17 protein-coding genes are annotated in these 16026 nt (G+C 35.8%); 4 read left to right on the forward strand and 13 right to left on the reverse strand.

The genetic code is table 11. The features are described 5' to 3' along the window. The first annotated feature begins 6 nt into the window (after positions 1–6). Entirely contained in the window at positions 7–1029 is a 1023-nt protein-coding gene (locus BM383_RS15170) for a carboxypeptidase-like regulatory domain-containing protein (RefSeq protein ID WP_093025997.1), read from the forward strand. Here the strand turns inward: BM383_RS15170 and BM383_RS15175 are convergent. From BM383_RS15175 to BM383_RS15205, 7 genes are all read right to left on the reverse strand, one after another. Continuing rightward, positions 1026–1280 (reverse strand): TM2 domain-containing protein, encoded by a 255-nt coding sequence (locus BM383_RS15175; RefSeq protein ID WP_093025998.1) that lies wholly within the window; start codon positions 1278–1280, stop codon positions 1026–1028. The two genes, BM383_RS15170 and BM383_RS15175, sit on opposite strands and share 4 nt — an antisense overlap. 19 nt (positions 1281–1299) lie before the next feature. Further along, complete coding sequence (locus BM383_RS15180) at positions 1300–1686, reverse strand: VOC family protein (protein ID WP_093025999.1); 387 nt, start codon at positions 1684–1686, stop codon at positions 1300–1302. Between the two features lie 4 nt (positions 1687–1690). Further along, positions 1691–2146, reverse strand: coding sequence for a DUF1801 domain-containing protein (locus BM383_RS15185; RefSeq protein ID WP_093026000.1), 456 nt, complete (start codon positions 2144–2146; stop codon positions 1691–1693). A gap of 35 nt (positions 2147–2181) precedes the next feature. Then, positions 2182–3120: an NAD(P)-dependent oxidoreductase gene (locus BM383_RS15190; RefSeq protein ID WP_093026001.1), complete on the reverse strand. Its 939-nt coding sequence runs from the start codon at positions 3118–3120 to the stop codon at positions 2182–2184. A gap of 81 nt (positions 3121–3201) precedes the next feature. Beyond that, positions 3202–4557 (reverse strand): magnesium transporter, encoded by a 1356-nt coding sequence (gene mgtE, locus BM383_RS15195; RefSeq protein WP_093026002.1) that lies wholly within the window; start codon positions 4555–4557, stop codon positions 3202–3204. Between the two features lie 171 nt (positions 4558–4728). Next, positions 4729–5505: a 16S rRNA (adenine(1518)-N(6)/adenine(1519)-N(6))-dimethyltransferase RsmA gene (rsmA, locus tag BM383_RS15200; protein ID WP_093026036.1), complete on the reverse strand. Its 777-nt coding sequence runs from the start codon at positions 5503–5505 to the stop codon at positions 4729–4731. 9 nt (positions 5506–5514) lie between these two features. Beyond that, complete coding sequence (locus tag BM383_RS15205; RefSeq protein ID WP_093026003.1) at positions 5515–5826, reverse strand: DUF4286 family protein; 312 nt, start codon at positions 5824–5826, stop codon at positions 5515–5517. 105 nt (positions 5827–5931) lie between these two features. Between BM383_RS15205 and BM383_RS15210 the strand changes: the two genes are divergently transcribed. Both BM383_RS15210 and BM383_RS15215 read left to right on the forward strand, forming a co-directional pair. Beyond that, complete coding sequence (locus BM383_RS15210; RefSeq protein ID WP_093026004.1) at positions 5932–6879, forward strand: NADP-dependent oxidoreductase; 948 nt, start codon at positions 5932–5934, stop codon at positions 6877–6879. Positions 6880–6913: 34 nt separating this feature from the next. Next, positions 6914–7570 (forward strand): MarC family protein, encoded by a 657-nt coding sequence (locus BM383_RS15215; protein WP_093026005.1) that lies wholly within the window; start codon positions 6914–6916, stop codon positions 7568–7570. Here the strand turns inward: BM383_RS15215 and BM383_RS15220 are convergent. The 5 genes from BM383_RS15220 to BM383_RS15240 form a co-directional block, all read right to left on the reverse strand. Next, positions 7565–9355: a tetratricopeptide repeat protein gene (locus BM383_RS15220; RefSeq protein ID WP_093026037.1), complete on the reverse strand. Its 1791-nt coding sequence runs from the start codon at positions 9353–9355 to the stop codon at positions 7565–7567. The two genes, BM383_RS15215 and BM383_RS15220, sit on opposite strands and share 6 nt — an antisense overlap. 130 nt (positions 9356–9485) lie before the next feature. Continuing rightward, positions 9486–10757 carry a serine--tRNA ligase gene (gene serS / locus BM383_RS15225; RefSeq protein ID WP_093026006.1) on the reverse strand — a complete coding sequence of 424 codons (1272 nt, stop codon included), beginning with the start codon at positions 10755–10757 and terminating at the stop codon, positions 9486–9488. Positions 10758–10937: 180 nt separating this feature from the next. Then, complete coding sequence (locus BM383_RS15230; protein ID WP_093026007.1) at positions 10938–12254, reverse strand: HTTM domain-containing protein; 1317 nt, start codon at positions 12252–12254, stop codon at positions 10938–10940. After that, the gene (locus BM383_RS15235; protein WP_093026008.1) at positions 12244–13182 is read right to left on the reverse strand and encodes a bifunctional riboflavin kinase/FAD synthetase; all 939 of its coding nucleotides are present in this window, start codon (positions 13180–13182) and stop codon (positions 12244–12246) included. Before BM383_RS15235 ends, BM383_RS15230 begins: the two co-directional genes overlap by 11 nt. Before the next feature lie 86 nt (positions 13183–13268). Further along, positions 13269–14270, reverse strand: coding sequence for an NAD(P)H-dependent glycerol-3-phosphate dehydrogenase (locus BM383_RS15240; protein WP_093026009.1), 1002 nt, complete (start codon positions 14268–14270; stop codon positions 13269–13271). Positions 14271–14417: 147 nt separating this feature from the next. Between BM383_RS15240 and BM383_RS15245 the strand changes: the two genes are divergently transcribed. Next, a complete protein-coding gene (locus BM383_RS15245) occupies positions 14418–15365 on the forward strand; it encodes a nicotinic acid mononucleotide adenyltransferase (protein ID WP_093026010.1) in 948 nt (315 codons plus the stop codon). Between the two features lie 70 nt (positions 15366–15435). Here BM383_RS15245 and nadD read toward each other — a convergent pair whose 3' ends face one another. Continuing rightward, positions 15436–16023, reverse strand: coding sequence for a nicotinate (nicotinamide) nucleotide adenylyltransferase (gene nadD, locus BM383_RS15250; protein WP_093026011.1), 588 nt, complete (start codon positions 16021–16023; stop codon positions 15436–15438). Between the last annotated feature and the right edge of the window lie 3 nt (positions 16024–16026).

The following is a 16026-nucleotide window of genomic DNA, read 5'->3' on the forward strand; positions in this document are numbered from 1 at the left end:
TGTGGTGTGAGCTTAAAAGCATTTGCTTGTAGTATCGTTTGTTTGTTTTCGGTTTTTATACTGAAAGCAGAAACCATTACGGGCTATGTTTTTGACAAGGCAACTGAACAACCTATTCAAGGAGTTGCGGTTTATTTTGATGGAACTTCTTTGGGTACTGTCACCAATTCCAAAGGATATTTTTCGCTTACTACGCCCTACAAATTATCTTCGGATCTCATTGTGAGTTATATGGGGTATGAAACACTTCTGATTTCAAATCCTTACGAAGCCAAAACCTTCAAAATTTATTTACGGGAAACCTCTTTTGGGCTAGATGAAGTGGTTTTGCAAGCAGATCCTTTTAGTAGAGAGGAAAAGCTTGAAGTATTTAAAAAGCAGTTTTTAGGAAGTTCGTACAAGAACCAATGTACCATAGAAAATGAAGATGCTATTGTAGTAACCTACAATATGAAAAGTCATAAATTGATAGCATTTGCCAAAGAGCCGCTACAAATAAAGAATGGTTATTTAGCGTACGATGTGAGTTATAATTTAGTGGGGTTTTCTGCAGATTATTATAGAAATAGTTTGAGTGAATTTCAGTTGAAGAGTGTCTATTTTGCAGGAACCAGTTTCTTTAAAGACGTAGGGAATAACGAATCAAAATATGATAGAAGAAGAAAAAACAGTTACTTGGGTTCTTCTTTGCATTTAATACGAACTTTAATCAGAAGCGAAGATCTGAAACAGGGTTTAAAGCGTGCAGATTTTACGCTATACCAAAACAGGTTGGCGGTAAAGAAACCGGAAGATTATTTGGCCATCAAAGACACATTAGGCGGAACTCAATTGGTGAGCACTAAGAAAAAATATGATATTCTATACGGAAGACAGCAATCTTTTTTAGAGATAGAATCTGATACCATTTACATTGACAGAAATGGAAATTTTTCGCCTATCCAAGGACTTTTGTTTGGTGGATATATGGGAACACTTCGTTTTAAAGATATGCTCCCATTAGATTATGAATTACCTGAAAAAGATTAAAACCAAGGACGTTTCCCTACTTGGTAAATTCTATAGAACTCTTCGTCTGTTTTGGTTAAATATACAATTCCTTCAATAAGGCCAATGATACTGCCTGCGGTACCACAGGTGATTAGTGAAACCAATAATAGAATAATGCCTTCTTTGGTATATCCAAGTATAAACTTATGAATACCAAATACTCCAAAAAGGATTCCCATGATGCCGGCAATTATTTTTTTGTTTTCGGTAGGTTGATTTACAATTTCCATTAGTATGTTAGTTTTTGATTTATTTAAAAGCTTCGTCCACAGGTTCCCATAGTTCTAGTTTATTACCTTCTGGGTCTAGAATCCAACCAAATTTTCCGTAACTATAACTTTCCATTTCTCCAACAATAGTTACACCTTCTTCCTTTAAAGTGGCTAACAATTCTTCCAAATTTTCTACACGAAAGTTCATCATGAATTGCTTTTGGCTAGGTTCAAAATACTTGGTATCGGCATTCATTGGACTCCATTGTGTAGAGGCATCTTTTCCATCTTCATCTTTCCACCAAAAAGTACAGCCATATTGATCTGTATTTAGCCCTAAATGATTTTGGTACCATTCTTTTGCCGCATCTGGATCTTCCGATTTGAAAAAGAATCCTCCAAGGCCGGTAACGCGTTTCTTCATATAATTATCTTTTTAGGTTGGTTTCGTAAATTTCAATCCACTCTTCTGGAGTCATTTTTTGAACTAATTCTGCAATAAGTTCAAAAGGAATTGCATCAATCTTTTTAAATCGAATACAGCTCTTTCCCATGTCTATTTTATACTTGCAATGTTTTGGATATTCCTCAACAAACCAATCTAGTAATTCTTTTTTAGCATACATACCCATATGGTATAATGCTATAAAGTTCTTTTGTGAAGCAAAACTCATAAAAGGTAGTGGAAGTTCTGGAGAACAGTGATATCCCGCAGGATAAAGGGTATGTGGTACAACATAGCCAACCATGCCGTAACTCATACCCTCTTTGAAACCTTTGGGAAGGTTAGAGAGAATGGTCTCTCTTAATTTTATAATTGCAGCTTTTCTTTCATCCGGAAGTTCTGCAATATAGTCTTCCGGAGTGGTAGCTTTTGAAGTCATACATCTAAAAGTTAGATTCTTTTGTGACTTCTAATTTAGCAAAAATCTGCTTTTATTTTGTCTAAAATTACTTCGGCTAATTTTACGTTGCTTTCGTGCGTCCATCCAGCAATGTGTGGAGTTACAATTACATCGTAAGATTTAGTTAAATATTTCAAAGCATCTGGCATAACTCCATCTTCATACAATCCTTCAAATGAAGTTTTTTCATACTCTAAAACATCTAAACCAGCACCTTTGATTTTTCCAATTTTTAATGCTCTTACCAATTCTTCGGTAACTACAATTTTACCTCTGGCAGTGTTCAAGAAATAGAAAGGTTTTGCAAATCCGTTAATGAATTCTGCATTAACCAATCCTTCACTAGTAGGGTTGATGTTACAGTTGATACTTACTACATCTGCTTTTTCCTGAAGTTCTTTCAAAGAAACCTGTGTAGCGTTTTCGTCACCTACATTTTCTTTGACATCGTAGCAAAGAACTTCTACATCAAAACCTCTTAGTTTTTTTGCAAAAGCTTTTCCCATATATCCATATCCTATAATACCTACAGTTTTACCATCTAGTTCTTCTCCTCTAAAAGGCTCACGTAGCCATTTTCCTTTACGAACCTTGCGGTTAGCACCTTTAATGTTATTCAAAAGATTTAATAGCATACCTAAAGAATGCTCTGCTACGGCGTTTCTATTACCTTCTGGTGCAGCGATTAGTTTTATACCTTTTTCAGTAGCGTATTCGCTATCTATATTTTCTACACCGGCACCAACGCGGGCAATAAATTTCAAATTGGTTGCTTTTTCTAAAAATGCCTTATCTAAAGAAAAACGACTTCTTATAATAATACCGTCATACTCATTAATTTTCTGAGATACCTTCAATTTTGGAGAAAGGTAATCTTCATGGTTTTCAAAACCTAAAGCGTTTAGGTTTTCTAGTAATAACGGGTGATTTGTGTCTAAGTGAAGTATTTTCATAACATTGACTTTTAAGAGACAAAGTTACAAAGTTTGCTAGGAAATCTATGTAAAATAACTATGAAAAAAAGAGCTGTTTTCTTAAAAACCGAGAATCAATTTGGCAATAGAAAAGTAGACCAAGATTCCAAAAATATCATTACTTGTTGTGATAAACGGACCGGTTGCAACAGCAGGATCTATTCCTTTTTTATCTAGAAAAATTGGAATAAAGGTTCCAATGATTGCGGCTATAATAATTACCGAGATAATAGCGATTCCAATAGTTGCAGAGATTAAATATTCTGTGCCAAAACCAAAGTGACTAATCAACAAAACTAAGAATGCAATAGAGCCTCCGTTAACCAATGCCAGTAAAAATTCTTTGAATAATCTACCCATGATTTCACCGTCTATAGAATCGTTTGCCAAACCTTGCACTACAATTGCCGAAGATTGTACACCAACATTTCCGGCGGTTGCCTGAATAAGCGGAACAAAACTCAGCAGTATAATATAATCGCCCATGCCTTCTTGAAAAGACGATATGATACCGGCGGCCATCATTCCACCAAAGGTACCAATGAGTAACCAAGGTAAACGTGCTTTCGTAAGTTTTAAAATACTGTCTTTTGCTTCAATATCTCCAGAGATACCTGCTGCCATATTATAATCACGTTCAGCTTCATCACGGATAACGTCTACAATATCATCAATAGTAATTCTACCCACCAAACGATTGGTTTCATCTACAACCGGAATGGCTTCCAAGTCATATTTTGCCATGATTCTAGCAACTTCTTCCGCCGTTTCATGAACCGATACATAATCTACTTTTCGGATGTAAACGTCTTTGATAGCGCTTTTGGTAGAGGCGGTCAATAAATCTTTTAAAGATAATCTTCCTAAAAGCTTCTCGTTATCATCAACTACATAAATGGAATGTACTCTGGTTACATTTTCCGCCTGAGCACGCATTTCCCCAATACAATTAAGCACTGTCCAGTTTTCGTTTACTTTCACCAATTCTTTCGCCATCAAACCACCGGCGGTATCTTCATCATAACGTAAAAGTTCTACAATGTCTTTAGCGTGTTCGTGATCATCAATATAAGAGATTACTTCTTCACGTCTTTCATCTGGCAGTTCGCTAATAATATCCGCGGCATCATCGGTATCTAATTCTCTAATTTCGTCCGCAATTTCTTTGGCGGTCAAATTTTCAAGAATCCGATCTCTAATGCCTTCATCTAGCTCAGTAAGTACGTCTGAAGTTTTCTTACTTTCGAGCAGCTTTATAAGATAAGTGGCTTCGTCTAGGTTTAATTCGTCTATGATCTCGGCAACATCGGCGTAGTGAATATCCTTCATTAAGTCAAGCAATGCATGCTTGTCATTGTTATCTATCAGATGTTCAATTTCCTCAATAAGTTCGTCGGTGAGTTTAAATGGAGTCATAGCCTTTCTTTTTGGGCGCATCCCCAAATGCAATTTGGGGGTCGGGCTTTACGCGCTACATGGTAGCTTGCTGCAATCCCTTGCGCATTTACTCGATAACCAAGAATGTTCTTGAATAATCGAAAAAATTATCTTTCTATAATTACTTTGTGGACGGTCACAGAGTAGTTTCTATTGCTCTTTTTCTATCAGTTGCGTTAGTTCAATAAAGTCTGTAACACCTAATTGCTCCGGACGCTGCCCAAAGATACTATGTTCTTTTATATTATCTGCCAATTGAAATGTTTTTAAACTATTACGCAATGTTTTTCTTCGCTGGTTAAAAGCTGTTTTTACCACTCTAAAAAACAATTTTTCATCACATGGTAACTGGTAGTTTTCTTTTCGAATCATTCGCATTACGCCACTTTTCACTTTTGGTGGTGGATTGAAAACTTTTTCCGAAACGGTAAACAAGTATTCAACATCGTAAAAAGCTTGTGCAAGTACAGATAATATACCGTATGCTTTAGTACCAGGCTTTTCGCAAATACGCTCTGCAACTTCTTTTTGAAACATTCCTGAAAACTCCGGAACTTGATCTCTCATTTCCAAAGCTCTAAAAACAATTTGTGATGAAATGTTGTAAGGAAAGTTTCCTATGATGGCAAAAGGTTCATCATTAAAAACTTCTCGGATGTTATATTTCAAAAAGTCTTTGCTGATAATTCTACTTGTCAGATTTAGATAATGCGTTTGTAAATATTCTACCGATTCGGTATCAATTTCAATCACATACGTTGTAATAGGTTTGTCTAGCAAATATTTGGTAAGTACACCCATTCCCGGACCAATTTCCAGTACATTTTTGTAGCCTTCCAGCGTTAAGGAATCTGCAATTTTACGAGCAATGTTCTCATCTGTGAGAAAGTGTTGCCCTAAATGTTTCTTGGCGCGTACGTTATCCATCATAGTATTCTAGTGTTCGCTTACAATTTGCAATTCGGTTTCAAAAGAAACAATTTTATCGGCAAATTTTACCAAGACTTCACGTTTCAAACGGTCAGAATCATTAAGGTAAAAGTCTTGCAAAGTAGCCTTGCTGTCTGTGGTGTATTGTACAGAGTAGGTTTGGCCACCCATTTCTTCTTCCACTAAAACCTTTACAATTTTTGCTTCGGTAAATTTTCCGGTGGCAATCATATCAGGAATATGAGTTTCCTGCATCCATTGTAACCATTGTTGGTGTACCGAATCGTCTATGTTTGTTGTTACGTTGTAAATAAACATATCTATTGCTTTTTTTAAGTAAAGATTGGCAAATATAGCTTGGTTTATTGGAAATCCTCTGGTAATTTGGATTTATTGAATATACGCAATTTGAATAACATAGTTATGAAAGCAGTGATCTTACCTGAATTTGGAGGTATTGAAAATTTAAAATATACCGATGTTGAAACTCCAAAACTTAAAATCAACGAAATTCTAATCAAAATTGAAGCTATAGGAATTAATCCAGTAGATGCAAAAGCAAGACAAGGAAAAGCTTTTGCTGCGAAAATGAAGTATGTAGAATTTCCGATAATTTTAGGAAAAGATGTCGCCGGAACGGTTGTAGCACTTGGAAATGATGTTACTGATTTTGAAATTGGAGATCGTGTTTTTGGTATTCCTAATCAACCTGGTTTTGCGAAAACTTATGCCGAGTATGTAGCGACACCAACACAAAATATGGTGAAAATTCCAGACGGAATTTCATTTGAAGCAGCAGCGGCGAGTCCGGTAGCGGCTTTAACGGCGTTGCAAGCACTTTCAGAAACCATTCAGCTTTCAAAAGATGATTCTGTTCTTATTCATGCAGGAGCAGGAGGTGTGGGGCATTTTGCTATTCAATATGCAAAATATATTGGAGCACATGTGACTGCTTCTTCTTCCAAGAAAAACAAAAAGTTTATTCTGGAAACTTTAGGAGCTGAGGCTCATATTGATTATAAAAAAGTGGACTACAAAGCCTATGAAGATGAATATGATGTAGTGCTAGATTTGGTAGGATTGCACAGTATTGATGATTCCATTCTTGTTACTCGACCTGGTGGAGATGTGCTTTGTGTACCATCAAATTCGTTTGAATTGTTTCTGGAGAAAGTACAGCATAAACCAGTGAATGGACATACGGTAATGATGCATGCAGATAAAACATGGATGCAAAAACTAGCCGAATTATTGGAACAGGAAATATTAGTGCCTCATGTTTCGGAATCGTATTCACTTTCCGAGATGCAAGCCGTTCATAAACAGATAGAAACAGGTGCTACACGAGGAAAAATTATAGTGAAACCATAATTTTTATAATTTGTTTTAAAAACTAAGAAAATCTTTGCTTCTTTGCACTTTCAAATACGGAAGAGAATTGGAGCTATTACGAAGCATTTTTTTTGATACCATTTCGGTTTTTACCATTATGAACCCACTTTCTGTAGGGGTAATCATGCTTACATTGCTAGATGAAAATATTAGCAAAACAGAGATTCGTAAAATAGCTTTAAAAGCTTCTAAAAGTGTATATCTTTCGTTAACCATTGTTTTTTTAATTGGTCAATATATATTTAGCTTTTTAGGAGTTTCTCCAGATGGATTACGTGTTTTTGGTGGGATTATCTTATTAATGATGGCGATTAACATGGTTCAAGGATATGGGAAGAGAACCAATCAAACTACAAAAGAAAAAGAGGCGGCAGAAGAAAGAGAAGATATTAGTATCGTTCCTTTAGCAATTCCTATAACCGTTGGTCCTGGGCTTACAACTACTATGTTGAACATGAGTATTGCTGCTACTACTTGGCAAGCTTATGTAAGTGGATTGTCTGCTATTCTTATTTGTTGTTTCGCTTGTTATATTATTTTGGCTCGTATGCCTTTCATTAAAGAGAAATTGGGTGTAAACGGATTACGTGTTTTGAACCGTGTGATGGGATTGGTTGTAGGTTCTTTAGCAGCTCAAATGATTCTATCAGGAATTGCAAAATTTCTATAAATCTACTTGATCACCACGTAATTTACGATACGCTTTTCTGGCTTCTACAAAGTAAATACTGTCTTGATGATTAAAGATGATTTTCTCGTAATATTCTTTTGCTTTTTCAGCATCGTTAAGTTGATGTTCGTATAGAGATGCCATTGCAAAGAGCGCATCGTCTGTTAAAATATCGCCGTCAAAAAAGGCCAACATCTTTTCGTAATTCACAATTGCTTTTTCAAATTGTCCTGTTTTTTCGTATAGTTTTCCCTGTTTGAGAAGGGCTTCGTCTTCTATACTTTCACCTTTGTGATGAATTAAAATAGAGTCTAAAAGGCTTATGGCTTCTGTATTTTTGTTTTGATACGCAAGTAAATCTGCTTTTGCATAGATTTTCAAAGCAACTTGTAGTGAATCATCTTGTGAATTATCTGTGATCAATAATTTCAATTGCAATGCATCATTCGCAATGAGTTGAGAAGTTGATTGTTTTAAAATATTCAACTGATTTTCTGCCCAATCAAAATCACCTTTATAAAAACTGGTTTGTGCCACTTTGAACATTGCGTTTTGACCCGCAACATCATTTTTCATGGTTTTTTGAATCTGTGAATAATAGATCAAAGCTTCATTGAAACGCTCTTCGAATACCAAAATATCCGCCAATTCCATTTTCAATAAAGAAGCATCAAAAGGGGAAAGTCGTAAGTCTAATACTTTTTTAAGATGTTTCTCAGCGGTATTGGGTTCATTTTTATTGAAGGCTATAAAATGGGCGTACGCAATTTGTAATGGAATGGTGTGGGTGTTAATTCCATACGTATCCAAGAGTTGATCAAACTTTTTCTCAATCGATTTGATGTCTGCCGAGTTTTCACTGAGTTCTAATTTGATAATAGCTAGTTCGGCATCTAGCTTTGCTTCGGCAAATTCAGTATGCGCTATCAGAAAGTTGTAGATGTCTATAGCTGTGCTCTTTTCTTGATCTTCTGTTGCAGCCAAAGCGAGATCCGTTAATCTGTCTAAAGAAATTTCATCAGTACGTTTGTAAATCGCTTTTTCTTGAATAAATGCCATATTGTACTGTTTCTGCTGTACAAATAACCAACTCAACATTTCATTCCAAATAATAGCTGGATTGGTCTGACTTCTTTTGAGCAGGAGTTTTTTCAAGAGCAGATTATTTTCGTCCGTAGCATCTTCCGAAATGAACTGCGTAATGGCACGTTCTATTTGTGTGCGCTGAGTGTCATTGGTTTGGCTAAGAGTTAAAAACGTATCAAACATTTTTTCAATGTTTCCCTGTTCGCCATAAATTCCTGCTAGCTGATAATTATAATTAAGTTCCGGACGCAATTTCATGGCTAGTGTATACGCTTCAACAGCTTGGTCTAGTAACGTATATTTTCTAAAACGATAGCCAATGGTACCAGCATAGGCTGGTTTCTCGTTGAGATATGCTATGGCTTTATCAAAATAGGTCTGTGCTTTTTCCGGCTGTTTTTGTAGAATGTAATTTTGCCCTAGATCTACTTCTAAAAGCGGTTGTGGAAATCGAGATGCTGCAATTTTATCTTCCAGTAATTCCTGAGCCTTTTCATAATTGCCCATCTGTTGCTGGCATTCTACCACATAGTTGAACCAAGTAGTGTTCTGGGGCTGTTTTTCGTAGAGTTGTTCATATAAAGGCAAGGCTTTATCAAAATCACCATCTTCAAAATATTGTTTGGCCAATTGACTGTTTTGTGAAAAACCGTAATACGAACACAAAACCAACCCTATTACCCAAAAAATCTGTTTCATCATTTTATAAAAGCGCTTTGGTCAAATATACTAAAAATGAAATGACGATGTTTGGTTTGAAAATATTCTAAATAAAAAATCCGTACTGAAATTCAATACGGATTTTTTAATATTTTAATTTGAAAATACGTTAATCAATTTTATCAAAACCAGTGTATGGTCTTAATGCTTCTGGAATTTCAATACCATCGGCTGTTTGGTAGTTTTCAAGAATACCTGCCAAAACTCTAGGCAACGCCAAAGAGCTTCCGTTCAAGGTGTGGGCTAACTGGCTTTTTCCGTTTTCATCTTTGTAACGAAGTTTCAAACGGTTCGCTTGATAGGTTTCAAAATTAGAAACTGAAGAAATTTCTAACCATCTGTCTTGCGCAGTTGAGAAAACTTCAAAGTCATACGTCAATGCAGAGGTAAATCCGGTATCGCCACCACACAAACGTAAAATACGGTACGGTAATTTCAATTCTTCTAAAATACCTTTTACATGTTCTACCATGCCGTCTAAAGCTTCATAAGATCTTTCAGGATGTTCAATACGAACAATCTCTACTTTATCAAATTGGTGTAAACGATTCAATCCACGAACGTGCGCTCCGTAGCTACCCGCTTCTCGTCTAAAACAAGGCGTATAACCCGTGCAACAAATAGGGAAATCTTTCTCGTTTAACATGGTGTCGCGGAACATGTTGGTAACCGGAACTTCCGCTGTCGGAATCAAATATAAATCATCAGCAGTTACGTGATACATTTGCCCTTCTTTATCTGGTAATTGCCCGGTTCCGTAACCAGAAGCTTCATTAATTAAATGCGGTACCTGAAATTCCTGATACCCAGCTTCGGTATTTTTATCTAAGAAATAAGCAATCAAGGCACGTTGCAAACGAGCACCTTTCCCTTTGTAAACAGGAAATCCGGCTCCCGAGATCTTTGCTCCTAAATCAAAATCTATAATATCATATTTTTTAGCCAATTCCCAGTGAGGCAACGCATTTTCTCCCAATTGTGGAATCTCTCCATGCTTAAAAACTTCTTCATTATCCTCTTCATTTTTACCAGCCACCACGCTTTCATGTGGTACGTTTGGTATTTGGTATAACAAAGCTGTCAAAGCATCGGCAGTTTCGTTTAACTTTTCGGTTAACGTCTTAGAAGATTCTTTTAAGTCGGCTGTTTTTGCTTTTAATTCATTGGCTTCAGCAGCTTTTCCAGTTTTAAAAAGCATTCCAATCTCTTTCGACAATTTATTAGATTCTGCTAAAATAGTATCAAGGGACGACTGTGTACTTCTTCTTTCTTCGTCTAGTTTTAACACTTCTTCTACCATTGCTTCGGCGTCGATGTTTCGCTTGGCCAATCCGGCAATAACGGCATCTTTTTGTTCTCTAATAAATGCTACTTGTAACATGGTTTATGTAATTAAATTTATGTTGGGCGTGCCGGCTTCGTTGCACTTCGCCGTCGGGCTTTCGGCAGTCGCTTTTGTCCTTCACGGCCAAAGAGCTCCAACAGTGCCTCTATCCCTCACGCAAAATTTGTAAAAGCACAAATTTAAACGAATTCCTATAAATAACAGGTTTTGTAAAGGTTATTCTTTAGGGGAAGGTAAAATCCATTCATGATGCGAAAACGGATGCCATTCTTCTGCCGCCAAATCTACTTTAGGGTCTATGAAAAGTTGATATTTTTTGCCATTTACACTTACTCTACCTTTAGCATGTACTTCTACGTCTTGTCCTTTTTTGGCGTATTCTCTTTTCAGTAATTGTGCAAATTGCCATGCAAAATCTGGTTTTGTGGCTATATGGCGTCGTTGTTTTACAGTCAAGTAATCAGCTTCTTTAACTCTTGTTTTTTTACCGGTTTTTTTATCGATTACGGTAAAGTTGGTGTGGCCACCTTTGGCTCTAAGCATCATTCTCCAACTCATACGATGTCCTTCTTCTGTCCATAACACATTGTCGGGAATTACCCAATGACGCAGCGGCATTAGAATTTGAAAAGATAAATACAATCCGCCAATCCATTTAATCGCTTGATGATGTGGAGGAATAATTACTTCATTTTCCGTGTATAAAGGTTTCTTCTTTAAAAAGATATTTCTAATGGTTTCCGGTTCAAAAAAGAACAAGCTAAAAGCTAATGACAAGTACGGGAAAATACCTACTTGAAAGACAAAAGAATTAAATAAATGAAAAAAGATGGAAGCAAAAAATGCCCATTTTCTAGTGGGTTTCCATAGTAGTAAAGGAATTACCAAAAAATCATATAAAATACCACCGTATGCTAAAAAAGCTTGCGCCCATGTTTCTTGAAGTAATGCTCCAACTATTGGATAATTTGCCTTTCCTCTCATCATTACGCCAATGGCGTTGAGGTTAAACCAATCCGGATACCATTTGGCAATGGAGCCGTAGGTATACACAATCCACATTTGTAAAATGATGAGCCATTTGCACCAATTGGGCATGGAAATACGCTTGAGTTCGGGCTTTCGCTTTACATCAAGTGAAAGATATCTATGAGCCGGTTGTACCAACATGATCAAACATAACAAGATCAATAAATAGTAATGATTGTTGTAGTTGGTTTTTTGCATTAAATATGTAGCTGTCCACATTACTGTGAAAGCTCCCATACTAAACCTGTATCTATAGCCCAGCATGACTAGAATTCCAAATAACCCCATAACCGCATAATAAAAATACATTCCATTACCCGGAAGTGGATGTAGCCATTCGAAACCAATAAATGTAAAATTAAAAGAAGGAAGTATAAATGCTTTACGAACCCAGCCTGTAAAAATGGCTCCAACAGATTCTAAAAAAATGAGTAGCCCAAAAATAACCCGGAAAAGTACCAGCGAAACGTTGTCTACTTGTTTGAATAGGAATTTATTCAGCATATTTATGAGCTATCAAGCTAAGGCATTGTTTTTTGTCAGCATCCAATTGTTCTTTAAGCGCTTCTAAAGAACCAAATTTTTCCTCACCTCTTAGATATTCTAAGAAATGAACTTGAATTTTTTTGGTGTAAAGATCTTTATCAATTCCGAAGAAATTCACTTCAATAGTTTTTGGAATATTAGCGCCAATCGTTGGGTTGTGACCTATGCTTAGCATACCAAAAACTTTTTTACCATCAATATAACTGTAAACTAAATAAACGCCAATTGCCGGGATCAGTTTATAAGTTTCGGCAATGTGAATGTTTGCAGTAGGGTAATGCAGTTGTTTACCAATTCCACGCCCGTGAGTAACGGTTCCTGTAATAAAAAAGTCATAACCAAGATAGGTGTTGGCTGTTTCCAGGTCTTTTTCTAGCAGGGCTTTTCTAATTTTTGTAGAACTTACAGAAACATCGTCTACTACTTCAGCAGTAATTTCATCTACATCAAACCCATAGGTTTCTCCAAAAATGCGTAGTTGATCAATGTTTGCAGTTCTATTTCTTCCAAAACGGTGGTCATAACCAATTACCACACTTTTTGCATTGATTTTTTCCACCAAAATTTTTTCTACATATTCTTCTGCACTCAATCTTGAAAAATCTTTGTCAAACGGATATACAAATAGATTATCAATTCCGGCTTTTTCTAACAGTTGAATACGCTCTTCAATAGTATTTATCAGTTTTAGATCGCTATCCTGCTGCAAAACCATTCGTGGATGTGGAAAAAATGTAAGAATTGTAGCGTTGAAATTGGTAGTGTGAGCAGCGGCAATAAGGTGCTCAATAATTTTTTGATGCCCCAAGTGAACACCATCGAAGGTTCCGATAGTGACTATTGTGGGTTCTTTGAATTTATATTCGGCTGACTTTACGAGTTGCAATTTCTATATAGTTTAAGCAAAGATAAAAAAAGCGGGTTGATAATCTCAATCCGCTTTTTAAAATTGATATAAATGAAAAACAGGGATTAATCTAGTTTTTCGGTAAGTTTTTTAAATGTTTTACGGGCATCTTTTCCTTCGTACAAGACCTCGTAAACAGCATTGATAATAGGTGTTTTACTTTTTCGTTTTAATTTGTCCATTATCAAATAAGCACTTTTGGATGCGTAGTAGCCTTCAGCAACCATGTTCATTTCCATCATAGCGCTTTTTACTGTATAGCCTTTTCCTATCATGTTTCCAAACATTCTATTTCTACTGAAAACGGAATAACCGGTAACCAAAAGATCTCCTAAATAGGCAGAATTATTTACATTTCTCTTAGTGTTGTGAACACGTTTGATAAAGCGTTTCATTTCTCTAATGGCGTTACTCATTAATACACTTTGGAAATTGTCTCCATAACCTAGGCCATGTGCAATTCCGGCGGCAATGGCATAAATATTTTTCAGTACGGCAGCATATTCGCTTCCTATGATGTCATCAGAAATTTTGGTATTTATATACTCACAAGCAATAGAATTGGCAACTACTTCCGCTTTTTTACTATCTCTACAAGCAATGGTCAAGTAAGACAAACGCTCTAAAGCTACTTCTTCTGCGTGGCACGGACCTGTGATGACTCCAATATTTTCAAATGGAACGTTATAGTTTGTATGAAAATGTTCGCCTACAATAAGGCCTGTTTCTGGAACAATTCCTTTGATGGCAGAGAAAACTACTTTGTTTTCTAATGAAATGTTCAACGCTTTTAATTCAGTTTCCAAAAATGCAGATGGAATTACAAAAATTAGATAATCTGCGTTGGAGACCGCTTCGTTAATATCGCTGGTGAGTTTTAGTTTGCTGGTGTCAAATTCAACAGCACTAATGTAATTTGGATTATGTTTTTCTTTTTCAATATGTGCAATAGCAGTTTTGTTACGCATGTACCAACCAACCTCATCGAGATTTTCGCAAAGCATTTTCATGATGGCTGTGGCCCAACTTCCTCCTCCTAAAACAGCAACTTTTACAGCATTTTTCATATTTGATTTTTTAAATGAATCTATTTCAAAAATACTTAAAAAAAACAGCAAAACATGAAGGGTTGTTTATGAGTGGATTAGCATATGATTTATTTTTTGGCACAGTAGTTGGTTTTTCAGTAACAAGAAATTGAAAAACGAACGCTTATGAAAACTATAAAATTACTTTTTGTTTCATTCCTTGCCTTAGCCAGTTTCTCGGCTTGTACCAATACGGTATACATAGAGGATGATTATGTAGAGCCTTCTATTACTTTAAATCAATTGATTCATAGTTATGAGTTATGGTATATAGACATCAATCAATCTACCGTAAATGGAAATATTCCGTTTATGCAAATTGCGTTTACGCTTTCATTTAGAAACGGAACGTTGTATGCAAACAATAATATGGTTGGTTTTGGTAGTAATGGAAATGGATATGGAATTGACGTTGGATATTACGATGCTTACGGAAGTACCTTGCAACTAGATCATGATTTGGATGGAGTTTGGAATTTTTCGGTTCAACAATTGGGAACAAATACTATTGAATTGTATAATTACGAAACAGATAGCTCTTTTGTATTAAGAGGATACCAAAGAAGTACATTTGATTATGATTATGTGTTTTATGAAAACATCCATTACTTTTTGCAAGAGTACGAAGCTTGGGAAAAAGTTTATACAAGTCAGGAAGGAGCAATTAACGACTTTGATGCTGAAAACTTTTTAGCATTTTTATCAGATGGTTACGGTGATACATTCTTGTCTTCTATAGATGGTAATGGAACGCCGGTTAGCAATATTTACTGGGATTACGAAGGTATTTATGAAGTACTAAATGTGGATGGAGATGTCTACGCAAAAGTTTTAACATTGGATTATGACTATCTAGGCAATGAATATTTTGAGTTGTACGTTATCAACGACGAAACTGTTGAATTGTATCATCCGTATTCTGGAACTACCTATAGATTCAAAGGAAGAGGATATATACAATATATGCGTTCTGCCAATGCTAAAGGTAAAACGTCTTCTGAAGAAACTCGTAAATTAAGAGTGAAAGAAAATAACAGAACGTTTAAGGCAGAAGAATTTAAAAGTTTAAAATAGAGAGTTTTTGATTTTTTGGTTGGTTATTTAGTTAAAAGCCGCTTTCTCAAATTAAGAGAAGCGGCTTTTTTTATTTGTAAAATAAATTGTCGTCTATGTAATTCCAAACAGATCCTGGTAATAAAGGTTTTACATTTTTACCAGATTTAATTTCGTCTCGAATGAAGGATGATGAAATTTCCATGATTGGAGCATTTTCTACAATGTGAATTTTTGGATGTTTCAACAAACTCTCGTCGGCTATCGTTCTAGCAGGTACGCGAGGATACACATACAAATGATGATGTTCCAAAATCACTTCGTAGTTTTTCCACTTGTGAAAAGAGTTTAAATTATCTTCTCCCATAATGAGAGCAAATTCATAATCTGCGTACTTTTCTTGCAAGTATATCAACGTGTCCGATGTATAATTGGGTTGTGGAAGTTTAAACTCAATATCGCTGGGTTTCAAATGCTCAAAACCTTCAGTTGCTTTAAAAACCATTTCTAAACGCTGATAGTTGTCTAGCAATGTTTTTTTCTTTTTGAATGGATTATGAGGTGTAACTACAAGCCAAATTTCATCTAAATCGGTATGTTCTGCAAAATGATTGGCAATTACCAAGTGCCCAATGTGAATAGGGTTATAAGTACCAAAATACAATCCGACTTTCTTCATTAT

Origin of the sequence: Pustulibacterium marinum (assembly GCF_900116665.1) — a bacterium.
Lineage (GTDB): Bacteria > Bacteroidota > Bacteroidia > Flavobacteriales > Flavobacteriaceae > Pustulibacterium > Pustulibacterium marinum.

Bases quoted from the DNA above. Each gene is read 5' to 3' on its own strand.
- serS (WP_093026006.1), bottom strand. From the start codon at position 10,757: ATGTTACAAGTAGCATTTATTAGAGAACAAAAAGATGCCGTTATTGCC.
- BM383_RS15175 (WP_093025998.1), bottom strand. From the start codon at position 1,280: ATGGAAATTGTAAATCAACCTACCGAAAACAAAAAAATAATTGCCGGC.
- BM383_RS15180 (WP_093025999.1), bottom strand. From the start codon at position 1,686: ATGAAGAAACGCGTTACCGGCCTTGGAGGATTCTTTTTCAAATCGGAA.
- BM383_RS15240 (WP_093026009.1), bottom strand. From the start codon at position 14,270: ATGAAAAATGCTGTAAAAGTTGCTGTTTTAGGAGGAGGAAGTTGGGCC.
- rsmA (WP_093026036.1), bottom strand. From the start codon at position 5,505: ATGGATAACGTACGCGCCAAGAAACATTTAGGGCAACACTTTCTCACA.
- BM383_RS15205 (WP_093026003.1), bottom strand. From the start codon at position 5,826: ATGTTTATTTACAACGTAACAACAAACATAGACGATTCGGTACACCAA.
- nadD (WP_093026011.1), bottom strand. From the start codon at position 16,023: ATGAAGAAAGTCGGATTGTATTTTGGTACTTATAACCCTATTCACATT.
- BM383_RS15230 (WP_093026007.1), bottom strand. From the start codon at position 12,254: ATGCTGAATAAATTCCTATTCAAACAAGTAGACAACGTTTCGCTGGTA.
- BM383_RS15210 (WP_093026004.1), top strand. From the start codon at position 5,932: ATGAAAGCAGTGATCTTACCTGAATTTGGAGGTATTGAAAATTTAAAA.
- BM383_RS15220 (WP_093026037.1), bottom strand. From the start codon at position 9,355: ATGAAACAGATTTTTTGGGTAATAGGGTTGGTTTTGTGTTCGTATTAC.
- BM383_RS15190 (WP_093026001.1), bottom strand. From the start codon at position 3,120: ATGAAAATACTTCACTTAGACACAAATCACCCGTTATTACTAGAAAAC.
- BM383_RS15185 (WP_093026000.1), bottom strand. From the start codon at position 2,146: ATGACTTCAAAAGCTACCACTCCGGAAGACTATATTGCAGAACTTCCG.
- mgtE (WP_093026002.1), bottom strand. From the start codon at position 4,557: ATGACTCCATTTAAACTCACCGACGAACTTATTGAGGAAATTGAACAT.
- BM383_RS15245 (WP_093026010.1), top strand. From the start codon at position 14,418: ATGAAAACTATAAAATTACTTTTTGTTTCATTCCTTGCCTTAGCCAGT.